The organism is Burkholderia sp. Bp8986 (assembly GCF_003854225.1).
Taxonomy (GTDB): domain Bacteria; phylum Pseudomonadota; class Gammaproteobacteria; order Burkholderiales; family Burkholderiaceae; genus Burkholderia.
Genome location: NZ_QTQM01000009.1, coordinates 1 through 16,479 on the forward strand (window position 1 = coordinate 1; position 16,479 = coordinate 16,479).

The 16,479-nt window shown below is 66.6% G+C and carries 14 protein-coding genes and 2 pseudogenes; 10 read left to right on the top strand and 6 right to left on the bottom strand.

Annotated features, from left to right (window positions below; all coding sequences use genetic code 11):
* Window positions 1-340: 340 nt before the first annotated feature.
* From DID99_RS11135 to DID99_RS11145, 3 genes are all read left to right on the top strand, one after another.
* The gene (locus tag DID99_RS11135; protein ID WP_185733762.1) at window positions 341-724 is read left to right on the top strand and encodes a hypothetical protein; all 384 of its coding nucleotides are present in this window, start codon (window positions 341-343) and stop codon (window positions 722-724) included.
* A gap of 47 nt (window positions 725-771) precedes the next feature.
* Window positions 772-3,552, top strand: coding sequence for a magnesium-translocating P-type ATPase (mgtA, locus tag DID99_RS11140; protein WP_124666676.1), 2,781 nt, complete (start codon window positions 772-774; stop codon window positions 3,550-3,552).
* Between the two features lie 68 nt (window positions 3,553-3,620).
* The gene (locus DID99_RS11145) at window positions 3,621-4,364 is read left to right on the top strand and encodes a transporter (protein ID WP_124666677.1); all 744 of its coding nucleotides are present in this window, start codon (window positions 3,621-3,623) and stop codon (window positions 4,362-4,364) included.
* Between the two features lie 52 nt (window positions 4,365-4,416).
* On the opposite strand, the gene DID99_RS11150 is transcribed toward DID99_RS11145, so the two are convergent.
* From DID99_RS11150 to DID99_RS38465, 3 genes are all read right to left on the bottom strand, one after another.
* On the bottom strand, window positions 4,417-4,701 hold the full coding sequence (locus tag DID99_RS11150) for a transcriptional regulator (protein WP_044843344.1): 285 nt from the start codon (window positions 4,699-4,701) through the stop codon (window positions 4,417-4,419).
* 71 nt (window positions 4,702-4,772) lie between these two features.
* A complete protein-coding gene (locus tag DID99_RS11155) occupies window positions 4,773-5,648 on the bottom strand; it encodes a LysR family transcriptional regulator (RefSeq protein ID WP_124666678.1) in 876 nt (291 codons plus the stop codon).
* Between the two features lie 30 nt (window positions 5,649-5,678).
* The gene (locus DID99_RS38465; RefSeq protein ID WP_185733758.1) at window positions 5,679-6,128 is read right to left on the bottom strand and encodes a hypothetical protein; all 450 of its coding nucleotides are present in this window, start codon (window positions 6,126-6,128) and stop codon (window positions 5,679-5,681) included.
* Window positions 6,129-6,518: 390 nt separating this feature from the next.
* Between DID99_RS38465 and tssF the strand changes: the two are divergent.
* Window positions 6,519-7,802: pseudogene (gene tssF, locus DID99_RS11165) on the top strand (type VI secretion system baseplate subunit TssF); the annotation flags it as partial.
* Between the two features lie 36 nt (window positions 7,803-7,838).
* Here the strand turns inward: tssF and DID99_RS11170 are convergent.
* Window positions 7,839-8,402, bottom strand: a pseudogene (locus DID99_RS11170) (phage late control D family protein); the annotation flags it as partial.
* A 390-nt stretch (window positions 8,403-8,792) separates the two neighbouring features.
* On the opposite strand from DID99_RS11170, the gene DID99_RS11175 reads away from it, so the two are divergent.
* The 5 genes from DID99_RS11175 to DID99_RS11195 all read left to right on the top strand — a co-directional run bounded on the left by DID99_RS11175 (window position 8,793) and on the right by DID99_RS11195 (window position 12,883).
* Window positions 8,793-9,875 (top strand): serine hydrolase, encoded by a 1,083-nt coding sequence (locus tag DID99_RS11175; RefSeq protein WP_124666680.1) that lies wholly within the window; start codon window positions 8,793-8,795, stop codon window positions 9,873-9,875.
* Window positions 9,876-9,921: 46 nt separating this feature from the next.
* Entirely contained in the window at window positions 9,922-10,158 is a 237-nt protein-coding gene (locus tag DID99_RS11180) for a hypothetical protein (protein ID WP_124570623.1), read from the top strand.
* 184 nt (window positions 10,159-10,342) lie between these two features.
* Window positions 10,343-10,798, top strand: coding sequence for a MarR family winged helix-turn-helix transcriptional regulator (locus DID99_RS11185; protein WP_124666681.1), 456 nt, complete (start codon window positions 10,343-10,345; stop codon window positions 10,796-10,798).
* A gap of 70 nt (window positions 10,799-10,868) precedes the next feature.
* Entirely contained in the window at window positions 10,869-11,432 is a 564-nt protein-coding gene (locus DID99_RS11190; RefSeq protein WP_124666682.1) for an isochorismatase family protein, read from the top strand.
* Window positions 11,429-12,883 carry a DHA2 family efflux MFS transporter permease subunit gene (locus tag DID99_RS11195; protein WP_124666683.1) on the top strand — a complete coding sequence of 485 codons (1,455 nt, stop codon included), beginning with the start codon at window positions 11,429-11,431 and terminating at the stop codon, window positions 12,881-12,883. Before DID99_RS11190 ends, DID99_RS11195 begins: the two co-directional genes overlap by 4 nt.
* A gap of 34 nt (window positions 12,884-12,917) precedes the next feature.
* Here DID99_RS11195 and DID99_RS11200 read toward each other — a convergent pair whose 3' ends face one another.
* A complete protein-coding gene (locus tag DID99_RS11200) occupies window positions 12,918-13,514 on the bottom strand; it encodes a LysE family translocator (RefSeq protein ID WP_124489625.1) in 597 nt (198 codons plus the stop codon).
* Between the two features lie 95 nt (window positions 13,515-13,609).
* Here DID99_RS11200 and DID99_RS11205 point away from each other — a divergent pair, with 95 nt between their 5' ends.
* A complete protein-coding gene (locus DID99_RS11205; RefSeq protein WP_124666684.1) occupies window positions 13,610-14,485 on the top strand; it encodes a LysR substrate-binding domain-containing protein in 876 nt (291 codons plus the stop codon).
* Window positions 14,486-14,567: 82 nt separating this feature from the next.
* Here the strand turns inward: DID99_RS11205 and DID99_RS11210 are convergent, their stop codons facing one another.
* Complete coding sequence (locus DID99_RS11210; protein WP_124666685.1) at window positions 14,568-16,286, bottom strand: SulP family inorganic anion transporter; 1,719 nt, start codon at window positions 16,284-16,286, stop codon at window positions 14,568-14,570.
* Between the last annotated feature and the right edge of the window lie 193 nt (window positions 16,287-16,479).

Sequence of the window (16,479 nt, forward strand, 5' to 3'; positions counted from 1 at the left end):
CCGCCGGCCCCCCCCCCCCCCCGCCCCCGCCCCCCCCCCCCCCCCCGCCCCCCCCCCCCCCCCCCCCCCCCCCCGCGCCCGCGCCCCCCCCCCCCCCCCCCCGCGACTCGTGCGTTTCCGGCGTCCCGACTGTCCGGCATCGCGCCGATAACATTTCGCAAGCATCTTCCGACAAAAGGGTTGACGCTTCGCATAACGAGCCTTTACCATCGCCCCCGTCTGAATTACATGGAGTGTTCTGTGAACACCGATGCGAGTTGTAGTTGGTCCTCGACCAACTTGACTGCTGCCTGAGGAAACCGCGCAGAGCCTCGTCTTCTGCCGCATCCCGGGAAGCAGGATGCGGCGTCCTTCCGGCCTGACCGGCCAGAATCCCCCGCCGAATTTTTTCGATATCGCCGAATGTCCGCGCTGCGCAACCCTGCGTTGCAGCGTGCGTACGTTCGTGCTGCGCGCAGCGCAAGCTGCGTGCGTGTTCCGTTCGCGTGCCGTCCGGCCGCGCGCCCTCGTGCGTGCGTGGCTTCCGATCGCCCGTGCCGCCTACTCGCAACCGACAGGAGTGCAGATGAACTCGGACGACAGTAGTCGATTACCGCTCGCCGGTGCGACGCCGCGCATCGATCCTTCGGCCGCACTCCGCGCGCCGGCGAGCGTTCCCCCCTTCACCGATCCACAGCCGATCGCGCCTGACGCGATGCGGCGGGGAGCGCTCGTGCGTCGCTGACGTCACGGTCGCTCCCCGCCCGCCGCCTCGTGCGCAAGGAGCGACTCATGACACGACACAACACTTCGCAAACATCGCAAAAGAAACAGCGCGGCTTCATCAACGCCGGCCCCGGTCAGCAGAACGAACCGCGCAACATGCGCGCCGCGCAGGAAGCGGCCCGCCCGCTCGAAGAAACCTTCAAGTCGCTGCGCACCAGCACGCGCGGCCTCACCTACGACCAGGCCGCCGATCGCCTGCAGCACAACGGTCCGAACGAGATCGCGCACGACAAGCCGCCGCACTGGACGCGCCAGCTGCTGCACGCGTTCCACAATCCGTTCGTCTACGTGCTGCTGGTGCTGGCCACGATCAGCTTCTGCACCGACGTCTACTTCGCAGCGCCCGGCGATCGCTACTTCGTCGGGATGACGATCCTGCTGACGATGGTCACGATTAGCGCGCTGCTGCGCTTCGTGCAGGAATTCCGGTCGCTGCGCGCGGCCGAAAAGCTCAAGGCGATGGTCCGCACGACGGCGACCGTGCAGCGCGCGGTGACCGACGTGTCCGAGCCCGCGCGCCGCGAGGTGCCGATGCGTGAAGTGGTGGTCGGCGACATCGTGCACCTGTCGGCCGGCGACATGATCCCCGCCGACGTGCGCCTGCTCGCGTCGCGCGACCTGTTCATCAGCCAGGCCGTGCTGACCGGCGAAGCGCTGCCGGTCGAGAAATACGACACGCTCGGCGCGGTCGCCGGCAAGTCGGCCGGCGCAGGCGCGACGGGCTCGTCCGCCGCCGCGAACGATGCGTCGAAGTCGCTGCTCGATCTCGAGAACGTGTGCTTCATGGGCACGAACGTGGTGAGCGGCACCGCGACGGCCGTGGTCGTCGCGACCGGCGAAGACACCTACTTCGGTTCGCTCGCACGCAACGTCGTGAGCCACAAGCGCATCGAGACCAGCTTCGACCGCGGCGTCGCGAGCGTGAGCTGGCTGTTGATCAGGTTCATGTTCGTGATGGTGCCGATCGTGTTCATGATCAACGGCCTGACCAAGGGCGACTGGCTGAGCGCGCTCACGTTCGCGCTCGCGGTGGCCGTCGGCCTCACGCCCGAGATGCTGCCGATGATCGTGAGCGCGAACCTCGCGCGCGGCGCGATCGCGATGGCGCGTCGCAAGGTCGTCGTGAAGCGGCTGAACTCGGTGCAGAACTTCGGCGCGATGGACGTGCTGTGCACCGACAAGACCGGCACGCTCACGCAGGACAAGATCATCCTCGAGCACCATCTCGACCTGTCCGGCCACAAGAACGAGGACATCCTGCGGCTCGGCTGGCTGAACAGTTTCCATCAGAGCGGCCAGAAGAACCTGATCGACATCGCGGTGGTCGCGCGCGCCGACGAGATCGGCGAGCGCGTGAAGCCGCACGGCTACAAGAAGATCGACGAGCTGCCATTCGACTTCGTGCGGCGCCGCCTGTCGGTCGTGGTCGAGGACACGCACGGCACGCACCAGCTGATCTGCAAGGGCGCGGTAGAGGAAATGCTCGCGGTGTCGACCCACGTGCAGGACGAGGACGGCGTACGTCCGCTCGATTTCGTCGCACGCAAGCGGCTGCTCGAACAGGCGAACGCGTACAACGAGGACGGCTTCCGCGTGCTGGTGCTCGCGACGCGCACGATCCCGCGCGGCGACGAACTCGAACAATACCGCACCGCCGACGAGCGCGATCTCGTCGTGCGCGGCTTCCTGACCTTCCTCGATCCGCCGAAGGAATCGGCCGCGCCGGCGCTTGCCGCGCTGCGCGAGAACGGCGTGTCGGTGAAGGTGCTGACGGGCGACAACCCGACCGTCACGATGAAGGTCTGCCGCCAGGTCGGCCTCGAACCGGGCAAGCCGATGCTCGGCGCCGAAATCGAGGCGCTCGACGACGCGACGCTCGCCGAGGTCGTCGAACGCACGACGGTGTTCGCGAAGCTCACGCCGCTGCAGAAGGCGCGCATCGTGAAGGCGCTGCAGGCGAACGGCCACACGGTCGGCTTCCTCGGCGACGGCATCAATGACGCACCGGCGCTGCGCGACGCCGACGTCGGCATCTCGGTCGACAGCGGCGCCGACATCGCGAAGGAAACCGCCGACATCATCCTGCTCGAGAAGAGCCTGATGGTGCTCGAGGAAGGCGTGATCAAGGGCCGCGAGACGTTCGGCAACATCCTGAAGTACCTGAACATGACCGCCAGCTCGAACTTCGGCAACGTGTTCTCGGTGCTCGTCGCCAGCGCGTTCCTGCCGTGGGAGCCGATGCTCGCGACCCAGCTGCTCGTGTTGAACCTGATCTACGACACGTCGCAGATGCTGCTGCCGTGGGACAAGATGGATCCCGAGTTCCTGAAGAAGCCGCGCAAGTGGGAAGCCGGCAACATCGGCCGCTTCATGCTGTGGGTCGGGCCGACGTCGTCGGTGTTCGACATCACGACCTACGTGCTGATGTGGACCGTGTTCGGCGCGGGCGCGATGTATCACCTGCACGGCGGTTCGGGCGGCCAGATCGTGATGAACTCGGGCTGGTTCATCGAGAGCCTCGTGTCGCAGACGCTCGTCGTGCATCTGCTGCGCACGCAGAAGATCCCGTTCCTGCAGAGCACGGCCGCGCTGCCGGTGCTGCTGTCGACGTTCACCGCGATCGCGATCGGCTGCTGGCTGCCGTTCTCGCCGTTCGCGGATTCGCTCGGCTTCATGCACCTGCCGGGCACCTACTGGCTGTGGCTCGCGGCGACGATGGTCGGCTACATCCTGCTCGCGCAGATCGTCAAGACGATCTATGTGCGTCGCTACAAGCAGTGGTTCTGATCGCCTCCGAAACGACGGCGTGCCGGCCCGCGCGGGCCGGCCGCCCACGACACGACAACGGTGACTTCATGAAAAGAATGCTTTCTCTCGCGGCCGCGAGCGCCCTGCTCGCGCCGTTGTACGCGTACGCAGCCCATCCGCTCGTCAGCGACGACACGGGTACGCAGGGCAACGCGAACTGGCAGTTCGAGTTCAACGGCGAGCAAACCTCGAAGCAGGACGAAAACGGCCGCCATCAATTGTGGAACGCAACGCTCACGCGCGGGTTCGGCGAGCACGTCGATCTCTACGTGAACGCGCCTTACACGCATCTGCAAACGCGCACCGACGACCACGGCGCAGGCATCGGCGATGTCGAGATCGGCATGAAGTGGCGCTTCGTCGAACACGGGCCGCTGTCGCTTGCGCTGAAACCGCAGGTGACGATGCCGACCGGCAACGACGATCGCGGGCTCGGCACAGGCCGCGTCGGCACCGGCGCCACGCTGCTCGCGCAAGCCGACGTCGCGCGCTTCTCGCTGCTCGCGAATGCGGGCCTCGCGTACCAGCCGAACCGCCAGAGCGACCTGCGCTCGGTCTGGGCCGTGTCGGCCGCAGCGCTTTACAAGGCGACCGACAAGGTGCAGCTCGTGGCCGACATCGGCCTGTCGCGCAACACCGAGAGCACGGCCGGCGCGAATCCGGCGTTCGTGATCGCGGGCGCGATCTACTCGCCGAAGCCCTGGCTCGATCTCGACGTCGGCTACCGGCATGGGCTGAACGACCAGACCTACCGTCATTCCGTCATGGGTGGGGTAACGGCGCGGTGGTGATGTTGCATGTCGAACCACAATATGACGGGTCGCCTTCGGGCGACCCGTTTTTTCATCCGCGGTCGTTCCCACCGAACAGTTGCGCGCACACGGCGCGCCCCTCTTCGGTCAAGGCGGCGCTGCCGGTGCCGTCGTCGTTCAGCGTCGTCGCGCTCAGGCCGGCGGCGTCGAGTTGCGTCAGCACGCGGCGCAGCGTGCTCATCGGCAATTGCGTGCGCTTCGCGATCTTCGGCAGCGACCACGTTTTGCCGGACGGATCGGTCGCGGCTTCATGCAGCGTCGCGAGCGTCGCAACGAGTGCGGGATCGAGCGGGGAGTCGTCGGGTTCTGAAGTCATCGGGTCGGGTTCGTGAGCCGGCGCCGGGCCGGCATTCGGGCGGAAGGCGATCGCGGACACTATACGCCCGGTCACGCGCCCTTGATCGAGGCGCGCATGAACGACACGAAACGCGTGGTCACGGGATCGTCGCGGCCGGACAGCCACGCGAGCCCGACGCGCCATTTCGCGTCCCTGCCGGCGAGCAGCAATACGGTCGCGTCGCGCAGCAGGTACTGCGCGTGCGACGGAATGAACGCGACGCCGACCCCGGCCGCGACCGACGTGAGCACCGATTGCACGTCCTCCGCCTGCTGCGTAACCTGCGGCACGAAGCGCCGCCCGACGCACCACCGGTCGATCTGCGCGGCGAGCCCGGGACCGCGTGCGCGCTGCAGCGCGATGAAGCCGATCTCGTTGAGCACGTCGAGATCGGCCGGCACGCGCTTGAAGCCGAGGTGCGGCGGCACCGCGAGCGCGAGCGCCTCGTCGATCACCTTGAACGACGACAAGCCTTCATCCGACGGCAAACGCAGGAACCCCGCGTCGAGCTTGCCCGCGCGCATCCGGCGGGTTTGCTCGGACGACGACAGGTCGCTCAACGTGACCGCGACACCCGGATTGCGGCGCCGGAATTCCGCGACGAGTTTCGGCACGAGCGTCAGCACGGACAGGCAGATGCCGAGCCGCAGATGGCCGCGTTGCCCGCTGGTCGCCTCCCGTGCACGCGCGAGGATTTCGTCGGCATCGCGCACGAGCGCCTGTGCGTCGGGCAGGAAGCGTTCACCGAACGGCGTCAGCTCCGCGCCATGCCTGCCACGTTCGAACAGCTTGCCGCCGAGGCTCGCCTCGAGCGCGCCGATCTGCTTGCTAAGCGCCGGCTGGCTCATGTGCAGCGTGTCGGCCGCGCGGCTGAAATGGCTGAGCTCGGTGACCGTCAGGAAGGTTCGGAGCAGTTTCAATTCCATTCTTTAAAGGAATCATAGCGATCGAAACATTCATTTTACTGATTGAACGGCGTGACGTTCAATACGGGCATGCCCTTCGCGGAATTCACTGTCATGCCTGTTGATCAAGCGGCCGAGTGCTTGGCTGATACATCGTGCGATGCCGTCGCCGCAGCCGATGCACGCGCAACGAAGCGTCGTGCTGGACGCAGCGACGGACGCAGCCGCCGTTTTCGCTTCGGCGATGCGATTGAAGACGCGCCGGAACGCACCGTGACGGGTTCGATAGCGATCAGCTTTGCGGTAGTGTCGCGGCGGAACTGGCCGCGCTGAACCACGCCACCTGCTGCGGTGTGCCCCCGTCGAACATTCATCGTCATCGGTTTGTAGCGTCGTACCGCCATCTCCAGCGTTGCGCGGCAAACGACGACATTCGGCCACGTGCATCGCGATCCCCTCAAGGTTCTCTTGATGGATGCTGATCCGCTCGTCGGTCGACACGCACGGTGTTCGGGCCGCCGTCATGCGCGCGACCGGTAGTCACAGGCGACGCGGTGCTTCGTCTTCCATTCGCGATAGGTCGAATCCAGGCAAACCGGTCCATGCTTTCGACTGCGTCGCGCAAAGCGCGACTACGGCCCAGCACCGCCTGTAATTCGTCATGTTGGGACATGTACGACAAAGATATGCGGCCGCCAGTACGAAATGTAGAAAGCCGTTTCGGGTTCGCCGATCGTGGCATTGGAATTCCCCGAGTCAATCGACGGTTTTTTTCGTCAAGCGGTTATCATGGCAAAGACATGACGTTAGCGTGCCCGACACCATTCAGCGCAACCGAAACAGTCGGCGAATCTATCGGTTCGCCGCCTTGCAGGTTCATCACTTCACGCAATGGATCAACTGCTTCCGCACTACGAACGAGAACTTGCGCTACTGCGCCGATCGATTGGAACCTTCGCGACACGCTATCCCAAAATTGCCGTTCGCCTGGGGATTTCCGGCGACCATTCCGAAGATCCCCATATCGAACGGATGTTGCAGTCGTTCGCCCTCCTCGCCGCGGATATAGGTACTCGGCTCGACGACAACTATCCTGAATTTGCCGAAGCGCTCCTCGGCATGCTGTATCCCCAGTATCTTCGAGCGGTTCCGGCATGCGCAGTTGCCCAGTTCGATGTCTCGGACATGTTCGAAAAGCTCACTGAGCCGTCGGTCATTGCCCGCCACACGCAACTCGCAAGCAAGGTAGAAGACTGCCGTTTCCGCACCGTCTATGACGTAACGCTGGCACCTGTGCGCATTTCGGCAGCGCGCTACGCATCGGCTACGGCGGTGCCCTCCGACGTCGTGCTGCGTCCGGGTACGACCGGCCTGCTCTCCATCACCTTCGAGGTTGCGCGGCCCGACTTTCGCATCGAAGCCGTCCCCAGCCCGTTGCGCATCCATGTCAACGGCACCCGCGAAGTCGTCGGTGCAGTAATGGACACGATGACGATGCGCACGGTTGCGGCCTTCGTCGAAAACATCGAACGTCGCTGGTCAATGCTGCCCACACCGCCGCTCACCCCCGCAGGCTTCGATGGCGTTGAGAAACTGATCGACGAAGACGACGGGCCGCCGGCCCTGCGGCTACTGAGCGAATATTTTGCGTTTCCGAAGAAATTCGATTTCATTGACGTCGACCTCGCCGCGCTCGCGCATGCGGCAGGTTCCGACCAGCAGCTCACGTTGCATCTCGCCATTTGCGGCGTTCATCCGGATTCGTGGACGGCACAGCGACTGAAAAATCTGTCGGCGGACAATCTGAAGCTCTTTTGCACGCCGATCGTCAACCTGTTTCGGCTTACGTCGCTGCCAGTCAAGCGGAATCCGATCACGGACACGTACCCCGTGCATTCCCAGAATACGGATGCCGCCGGCGTCGAAATCTGGTCCGTCGACGCGGTCCGCACCACCACGGGCCGGTCCGGAGCGAACATCATTCATCCGTTCACGTCGCTCATGCACGGCAGTTCCGCCAAACCGGCCGGTCCCTATTGGGTTCTCAAGCAACACAACGTCGCCTCGCCATCGGGAAAGAAGGAAACCGCGCTGAGCCTGGTCGAACTCGACGGCCGACCGGCGACCGACACCGGGATCGAACAGATAACGGCGGATGTCTCCTGCTCGAATGGCAATTTCCCTCGCACGATGCGGGCTGGCGCCGAGGATGTCCGCCTGCTCGAAGTACGGAAACACGCCGACTTCTTCAAGGCTGCGGTGGACGAAGTTCAGGTCATATTCCCACTGCACTCGATTCGAATAAGACGGCAGCGGCTTGTGAAGATCGTAGCGGAACGCGCCGCGCGCTTGAGGATGCTCGTTGAATACATCGGTCAGAATTTGCTCGCCGTTCTGCTCCTGCCAGTCGCGCATATCGCGACGCAGCCGCAAGAAATAGAGCCAGGACGAGAATGCCAGCTTGTAATAGGTCAACGTCCCATCGAATCCCAACCGGCTGAATCTGTGAACGTAACCGTGGATCGGCATGTACGTGCCGTCGGTCTGTTGAATCCAAAGCGTGACGGGTTTGCCAAGTAGCGCGTTGAGTTCGATCTGACTGCCGCGCGGCGAAACCGCATCAACCACGAATTCATAATCGCGGCCCAGCTTGGCCGTTCCTTTTACGTAGAGCGGCAATAGCCAATCGACGCCAAGCGGCGTGTCGAGTTTGACTAGACGATTGTATTGCGCGTTGCCCAGACGCAACGTCTTATAAAGTGCGGTGTGGCCCATGCAGCTTGCCCTTGGTTTGGTATACAGGTGGGTTTCTGCCGAGGGCTGATTATAAATGTCTTTCTGAACAACACGACAGTGCTGAACGCCCGCCCACTAATCTCAATAAATTTACAGCTCAAAAGGTAACATTTACCAATACAATCCAATTAGGTAATTATTGCCATCCTGTGTAATCCATAACTTTGAGTCATATATCATTTCCCTGAGCATGGCCCGGATACGGCTACTCCGCCGACAGCCAAGGAACAGCATGAATCCGCGTGCATCACGCGCCATTGCGCGCGATCCAATCGTCATCGCCACACAATCGACCTTATAATTTCCCGCACCCGCTGACCGCCCACGCATTTCGCGCCGCCGCAACGCGCGTGAAAAGGAGACTCTCGCTTGACCGGCCTCATCGCGCGCCTGCCTCGCGCCCGGACCACCACCCTGCTCATCGCCCTTTCGTTCCTGACACTTGCGTTCGCAACGAACGCGACGGCGCAGCGTGCGCAGCCGCATCGCACGGCGACGCCCCATGCGCATGCGAAAGTCGTCAAGAAACAACCCGCCCACCGCAAGCACAAGGCCGTCAAGCACCGCCGCCCGCGCGTGACGCATCATGCAGTCAAGCGTCACGCGGCGCCCGCACCGCAGCACCGGCGCGCGAAACGCACGAACGCGGTTCGCCCGCGCCCCGCCGCGCAGCCGCGCCTGCTCGCGAGCTGCGGCTACAGCCCGCGAGCGGTAAGCTCGCTACATTCGCGCGCGGCCTACGTGCTCGACGTCGACTCCGGCACACCGCTGCTGGCCCGCAACGCACGCACGGTGCGGCCGATCGCGTCGATCTCGAAGCTGATGACCGCCGTCGTCGCACGCGACGCGGACCGGCCGATGAACGGCGTGCTGCGCGTCACCTCTCGCGATCGCGACACGATCAAGTTCACCGGTTCGCGGCTGCCGATCGGCGCCGAACTGTCGCGCCGCCAGATGTTCCATATCGCGCTGATGTCGTCGGAAAATCGCGCGGCCGCCGCGCTGAGCCGCGACTATCCGGGCGGCCGTGCCGCGTTCGTGAAGGCGATGAACCGCGAGGCGCGCCGGCTCGGGATGCGCGATACGCATTTCCGCGAACCGACCGGCCTGTCGCCGCACAACGTGTCGACCGCCGAGGATCTCGCGCGGCTCGTCGGCGCGGCCGCGCAGGATCCGCTGATCCGCTATTTCTCGACGGACACGTCGACCACCGTGCAGGCCGGCGACGGCGAGCTGCTGTACGTGAACTCCGATCCGCTCGTGCGTGACGGCCGCCTGCCGATCCGACTGCAGAAAACCGGCTTCATCAACGAATCTGGGCACGGCGTCGTGATGCGCATGCGCGTGAAGGGCCGCCGCGAAACGGTCGTGCTGCTCGGCGCACCGACGCGCGCCGGCGTGTCGAGCGATGCGCTGAAGATCCATCGCTGGCTGACCTGCTCGATCCGGTAAACGCGACGCGCGCGGCCGGCACATTCATCCACGAAGGAGCGATGCCATGCAGGACGAGTACCGTTTCAACGCGTTCGGACGCCTGCTCGCCGTCGTGCGCTCAAACGGCCGCTGGGCGGTGTTCGATCTCGGCACCGAAGGCAAGCGGCGACCGGCCAACCTGCACGTTCCGTCCGCGCTCGCCGCGGACGAACTCGCGCAATATCTCGGCGACCTGCTGCACGAAAATGCGTCGCCGAAGTACAACGACGTCGTGCCGGTTCCGTTGCCGCGCCGCGCATAGCGTCCGGCCGCACACTGCCCACAGTCCGACAATCGGCGGTTGCCGAGCCGCCGCCCGCTGTTCCTCTCCCGGCCTCGCCGGCGCATCGTGCGTCGGTGCGCGGTGCGTCGTACGTCATGCGCCGTGCATCGCGAACGCCCGCCAAACATGACAGTTAAACTTGCAAGTTTAACTGTCATGTTCTATGATCCGCCGCATGACTCCGCCACGCACGCCCCGCATTTCCGCCGACACCGTCGCCGCCGACTTGACCCTCGCGGTCGGCCAGCTGATTAGACGGCTGCGCGCCGAGATCGAATCCGAAGGGCTCGGCATGTCGCAGACGAGTGCGCTCGCGCGGCTCGAACGACAGGGCCCCATGACGACCGCCGATCTCGCGCGCGCCGAGGCGATGAAGCCGCAGTCGATGAAGGCGATTCTCGCGAGTCTCGAGGAAGACGGGCTCGTCGAACGCGAGCCGCATCCGACCGACGGCCGCCAGATCCTGTTCCTGCTGACCGCGGCCGGCCTGGCGGCACGGCGCAAGCGCGACACCGCGAAGCACAAGTGGCTCGGCGCCGCGATCGAGAAGCTCGATGCCGAAGACCTCCGCACACTCGCCGCCGCGATTCCGCTGATCCGGCGCATCGGCGAGCAGTGATCCCGCGTGCGTGCCGCGCGGCATTCGTACGGCACGTGCCCCTTCTCCCCATGCACGGAGCATCCGCATCATGAGCACAACCCGTCTCGACACGCATACGGCACTCGTCGTCATCGACCTGCAAAAGGGCATCGTCGCGCTGCCCACCGCCCACCCGGTCGCACCGGTGATCGAGCGCACGCGCGAACTGCTCGACGCCTTCCGCAGCCGCGGCCTGCCGGTCGTGCTCGTCAACGTCGCCGGCGGCGCACCGGGCCGGACGCAACTGCCGCCGCGCAAGGATCCGTTCCCGGTCGACTGGGCCGACCTCCTGCCCGAACTGAACCGCCAGCCTGGCGACCACGTCGTGACGAAGAAAACCTGGGGCGCGTTCACCGGCACCGATCTCGACGCGCACCTGAAGGCGGCCGGCGTCACGCAGATCGTGCTGGCCGGCATCGCGACGAGCATCGGCGTCGAATCGACGGCCCGACAGGCGCACGAACTCGGCTATAACGTGACGCTCGCGGTCGATGCGATGACCGACCTCAACGCGGACGCGCACACGAACAGCGTCGAACGGCTGTTCCCGCGTCTCGGCGAGACGGGCTCGACGCACGAGATCGTCGCGCTGCTCGACCGCCGCGGCGCGTGAACGACCCACGCGCGCGGCCGGCGCCGGGCCGTGCGGCCGAACGGCTCGGTCCGTCGATCTGGAAAGTCAGCGCGGTCGCGACGCTCGGCTCGCTGCTGTCGCAACTCGACGCGACGATCGTCAACGTCTCGCTGTCGAGCCTCGCGACCGACCTGCACGCGAGCCTGTCGACGATCCAGTGGGTGACGAGCGGCTACCTGCTCGCGCTCACGCTGGTGTTGCCGCTGAACGGCTGGCTGGTCGATCGCATCGGCGCGAAGGCGCTGTACCTGTGGTGTTTCTCAGCGTTCACGCTGACGTCGGCGCTGTGCGGGCTCGCGTGGTCCGCGCCGTCGCTGATCGCGTTCCGCGTGCTGCAAGGCGTCAGCGGCGGCCTGCTCGCGCCGATGGCGCAGATGATGATCGCGCGCGTGGCCGGCCAGCAGATGGCGCGCGTGATCGGCTATGCGGCGGTACCCGTGCTGATCGCACCGATCCTGGGGCCGGTCGTCGCCGGTACGATCCTGCAGTACGCGTCGTGGCGCTGGCTGTTTCTCGTGAACCTGCCGGTCGGCGCGCTGGCGCTGGCACTGGCCGTGTGGTTCCTGCCCGGCGACCGCGAGGAAACGCAGCAGCGCGAACTCGACTGGGTCGGCCTCGCGCTGCTGTCGCCGGCGCTCGTGCTGTTCCTGTATGGCGCGGAGCGCATCGACGCGGTACCCGGCATCGCCGCGATCGCGGGTTCGGTGCTGCTGCTCGCCGCGTTCCTGCGCGTCCAGCTGCGCAAAGGCGAGCGGGCGCTGATCGACCTCGCGCTGTTTCGCTCGCGCGTGTTCGGCGCGGCGGCGGCCACGCAGTTTCTGTCGAACGGCGCGATCTACGCGGGCCAGATGCTGATTCCGGTGTTCCTGATCGAGGCGTGCGGCCGCTCGCCCGGCGAGATGGGCTGGCTGCTGGCGCCGCTCGGGCTCGGCATGCTCGTCACCTATCCGTCGATGGGCGCGCTGACCAGCCGGTTCGGCGTGCGCCGGCTGGCCGCCGCCGGCGCGCTGCTCGCGCTCGCCGCGACGCTGCCGTTCGTGTATCTCGCGCTGGCCGGCTACGATCCCGCCGTGCTGGTGCCCGCGCTGTTTCTGCGCGGGATGGGCCAGAGCGCGATCGGCGCGCCGTCGATTTCCGCCGCGTATGCGTCGGTCGAGCGGCACAACCTGCCGATGGCGACGACGTCGCTCAATATCGTCCAGCGCCTCGGCGGCCCGACGTTCACGACGATGTGCACGCTGTTTCTCGCGTGGCGGCTGCAGGCCGAATCCGCGTCGACGGGCGGCACGCACGGGGCCGCCTACGCGTGGACGTTCGGCCTGCTTTGCGCACTGCATGCGGCGAGCTTCGCGACGACACTGCGGCTGCCGCGATGGTCGAGCGGCGCGGGCGGACGGCCCGCGGGGGCCGCGCGGGACGGTTCGCGCTGAGTGTCGGGGCTGCGCCGTGCGCGCAGCGCCGCTGCTACAGCCACATCGGCACGATCGACGCCGCGAGCAGGATCCCCAAGCCCGCATTCACGCAGCGCCACTGCCGCTCCGTGCGCAGCACGCGCGCGAACAGCAGCCCGGCACAACACCAGAGCGACAGCGACGCCATCGCCGCCACGCCGAACGCCAGCCCGAGCAACGCGCCGAGCCGCACGGGGCCGGACGCGAGCGCGGCGAACGACGCGGCCGCGCCGAGCGTCATCGCCCAGCCCTTCGGGTTGTGCCACAGCATCCATACGCCGCTGACGAATCCTTGCGGCCGCTGCACGGCCGCGTCGACACCGGGCTTGCCGCCGCGCGCGATGCGCGTGGCCAGCCACAGCAGATACAGCGAGCCGAGCACCTTCATCCCGAGCTGCAGCGCGGGCAGGGCCAGCAACACGCTGCCGAGCCCGGCCGCCGCCGCCGCGGCCATCGATGCCAGGCCGGCCGCGATGCCCGTCATCATCGGCAGCGAACGCCGATAGCCGAAATGCGCGCCCGATGCGGTTGCGAGGGTCGTCGCGCCACCCGGTGTCACCGTGGACACGATCACGAACAACAGCAGCGGCAAATAGTCTTGAAGCGGCACACGGGCTCCCGGTTCGGGTCGTCGAAGCTCCGTTTTACCCGCGCTCCGTGCATTACGACAGCAAAAGATTTTTATGCCAGTCATTAGCATTCATAATGCGAACCATGGCACGCAACCTCGACATCGCCCTGCTTCGCGCCTTCGTCACGGTCGCCGATCACGGCAGCATGACGGCGGCGAGCCACGCGCTGCACCTGACGCAAGGCGCGGTCAGCCAGCAGGTCGCGCGGCTCGAAACGCTGTCCGGCCCGCTGTTCGTGCGCGAGCATCGCAACCTGCTGCTCACGGCGGACGGCGAGCGTCTGCTCGCGCAGGCGCGCCGGCTGCTCGCCGCGCACGACGCACTGCTGACCGAGCTGACGGCCGGTGCGATGGAAGGCGCTGTGCGCATCGGCGCGCCGCAGGATCTCGTCGGCAGCTGTCTCGCGCCGATCCTGAAAGGCTATGCGCACGCCCATCCGCAAGTCGCGCTGTCGCTCGTGTGCGCGGCGTCGCCCGCACTGCGCAAGGCGCTCAGGCAAGGCGAGATCGATGTCGCGCTGATCGAGGCGCCGGTCGGGCCGTCGCGCGGCGAATGCATCGCCGTCGACCGTCTGGTCTGGGTCGGCGCGAAAGGCGGTAGCGCCCATCTGCAGACGCCGCTGCCCGTGTCGATGGTCGACCAGACCTGCGCGTTCCGCCCGACCGTGCTCGACGCGCTACGGGCCTGCGATCGCGCGTGGCGCACCGTGTTCGAGAACGGCAGCATCGACGCGACGGCCGCGACCGTGCGCTCCGATCTCGCGGTGACCGTCTGGCTCGCGTCCACCGTGCCGGCCGATCTCGACATTCTGCCGGCCGACAGCGGCCTGCCCGCCCTGCCGAACTTCGCGATCAACCTGCATCTGCCGCGCGGCCAGCACGCGCCGGCCGCGGCGGAACTGGCCCGCCATTTGCGCAACGGCTTCGCGCGCGTGCGCGCAGCCGCTTAGCGGTGAAGCTTCCCGCGTTCCACTTCCCGCGTTCCGCCTCCCGCCTCCCGCGTTCCCCCAGCTTTCCGCTTTCCAATTTCCGCTACGTGACCCCCGGCTCCTGCTGCGCCGGCGTCACGCCCGCCGCTTCCAGCGCCTGGTGCAGTGTCGGGAAAATGCACGACGCGCCGACGATCTCCGTGATCCGGTGGCGCTCCATATCGGCGTGCAGGTAGCGGTTCACGCGCCCGAACAGCACGCCGATCCGGCGCGCGTGCAACGCCTTGACGAGATCGGTGATCGTCCGCGCGGCCGAGTAATCGAGATCGGTGATCGCGCCCGCGTCGACGATGAACCAGCGCAGCGGTACCGGCGACGCGTCGACGAGTTCGGTCACTTCGGCGGCGAACCGATGGTCGTTCGCGAAGAACAGGTCGGAGCCGAACCGGTAGACGATCAGCCCCGGCGCCGTCATCGCGCCCGGCCGGGCCGGCACCGGCAGCCACCGCCCGTTGCCGTCGGCGGCTTCGAGCACCATCGTGTGCGGCTGATAGCTGTGGCGCACGTGCCGCATCAGCGACAGCGCGACGGCCAGCAGGATCCCGTGCTCGACACCGACCGTCACGACGGCCGCGGCGGTGACGAGCGCGAGCGTGAATTCGCCAGGGCTTTCCCTGCGGATCGCCGCGAGGCTGCGCACGTTGATCAGCCCGAGCGCGATCGTGAACACGATGCCGGCCAGCACCGCATGCGGCAGGTACTGCAGATACGCACTCAGGAACAGCAGCACCGCCGCGACGACCGCGGCGAACGCCAGATGCCCGATCTGGCTGCGCACGCCCGCGCCGTCGGCCATCGCGGTCTGCGTCGGGCTGCCGTTGACGACGAACGCGCCGCCCACCGCCGCCGCCGCGTTCGCGGCCGCGAGCCCGAGGATGTCGGCGTTGGTGTCGACGTCCTCGCCGTACTGCTGCGCGAACACGCGGGCCGCCGCCGCGCTCTGCGCAATGATCATCACGAAGCACGACGCGGCGACCGGCACGAGATCGAGGAACTGCTGCCACGTGACGGACGGCCAGCGCAGCGGCGGCAAGCCGCCCGCGACGGGCCCGAGCACGGCGATGCCTTGCGCGGCGAAGCCGAAGCAGTCGCTCGCGGCGATGCTGCCCGCCACCGCGATCATCGGCATCGGCACGCGCGGCACAAAGCGCTTGCACGCGAGAATCGCGACGACGACGAGCGTCGCGAGCGCGAGCGTCGGCCGATGCGCGTGGATCGCATGCGTGACGACGTAGTCGAGCTGGGCGACGCTGCGCGATGCCGGATACGGCACGGACAAGCCGAGCATGTCGCCGAGCATCGCGATCGACACCTGCACGCCGACGCCGGCCAGGAAGCCGACCAGCACCGTGCGCGACAGGAAATCGGCGAGAAAGCCGAGCTTGAAGATGCGCGCGAGCAGCAGCATCGCGGCGGTCAGCAGCGCGACCATGCCGGCCAGCGCGACGTACTCGGCGCTGCCCGCCGGCGCCATCGACGACAGGCGGCTCGCGAAAATGGTCGCGGTCGCGGAGTCGGCGGCGACCACCAGATGGCGCGACGCGCCGAAGCACGCGAACGCGATCAGCGGCAGGAACACGGTATAGAGGCCCGTCACGGCCGGCATGCCGGCGATGCGCGCATAGCCGAGCACCTGCGGGATATCCATCGACGCGAGCGAGATGCCCGCGAACACGTCGCGGATGGCCGACGCGCGCCGAATCGGCAGAATGCCCTTCAGCAGCCGCACGCGTGACGGCTGGCTTTCGTTGGAATCTTGCATGCGTGAAATGCGTGGTTGACCGGAACGACGTGGAAGCGGAGTTCGCGAAGCCGTTCGCGCATCGTGCCCCGAGCGGGCGATGCGTGGCAAGTGCACAGTATGTTGCGCGGCGTGAACACACTGACTCAAGGACTCAAGGACTCGAGGAAAATCCGCGCAACGGCGAGAATGTTGAGGAGCCCTGCGTCACGCA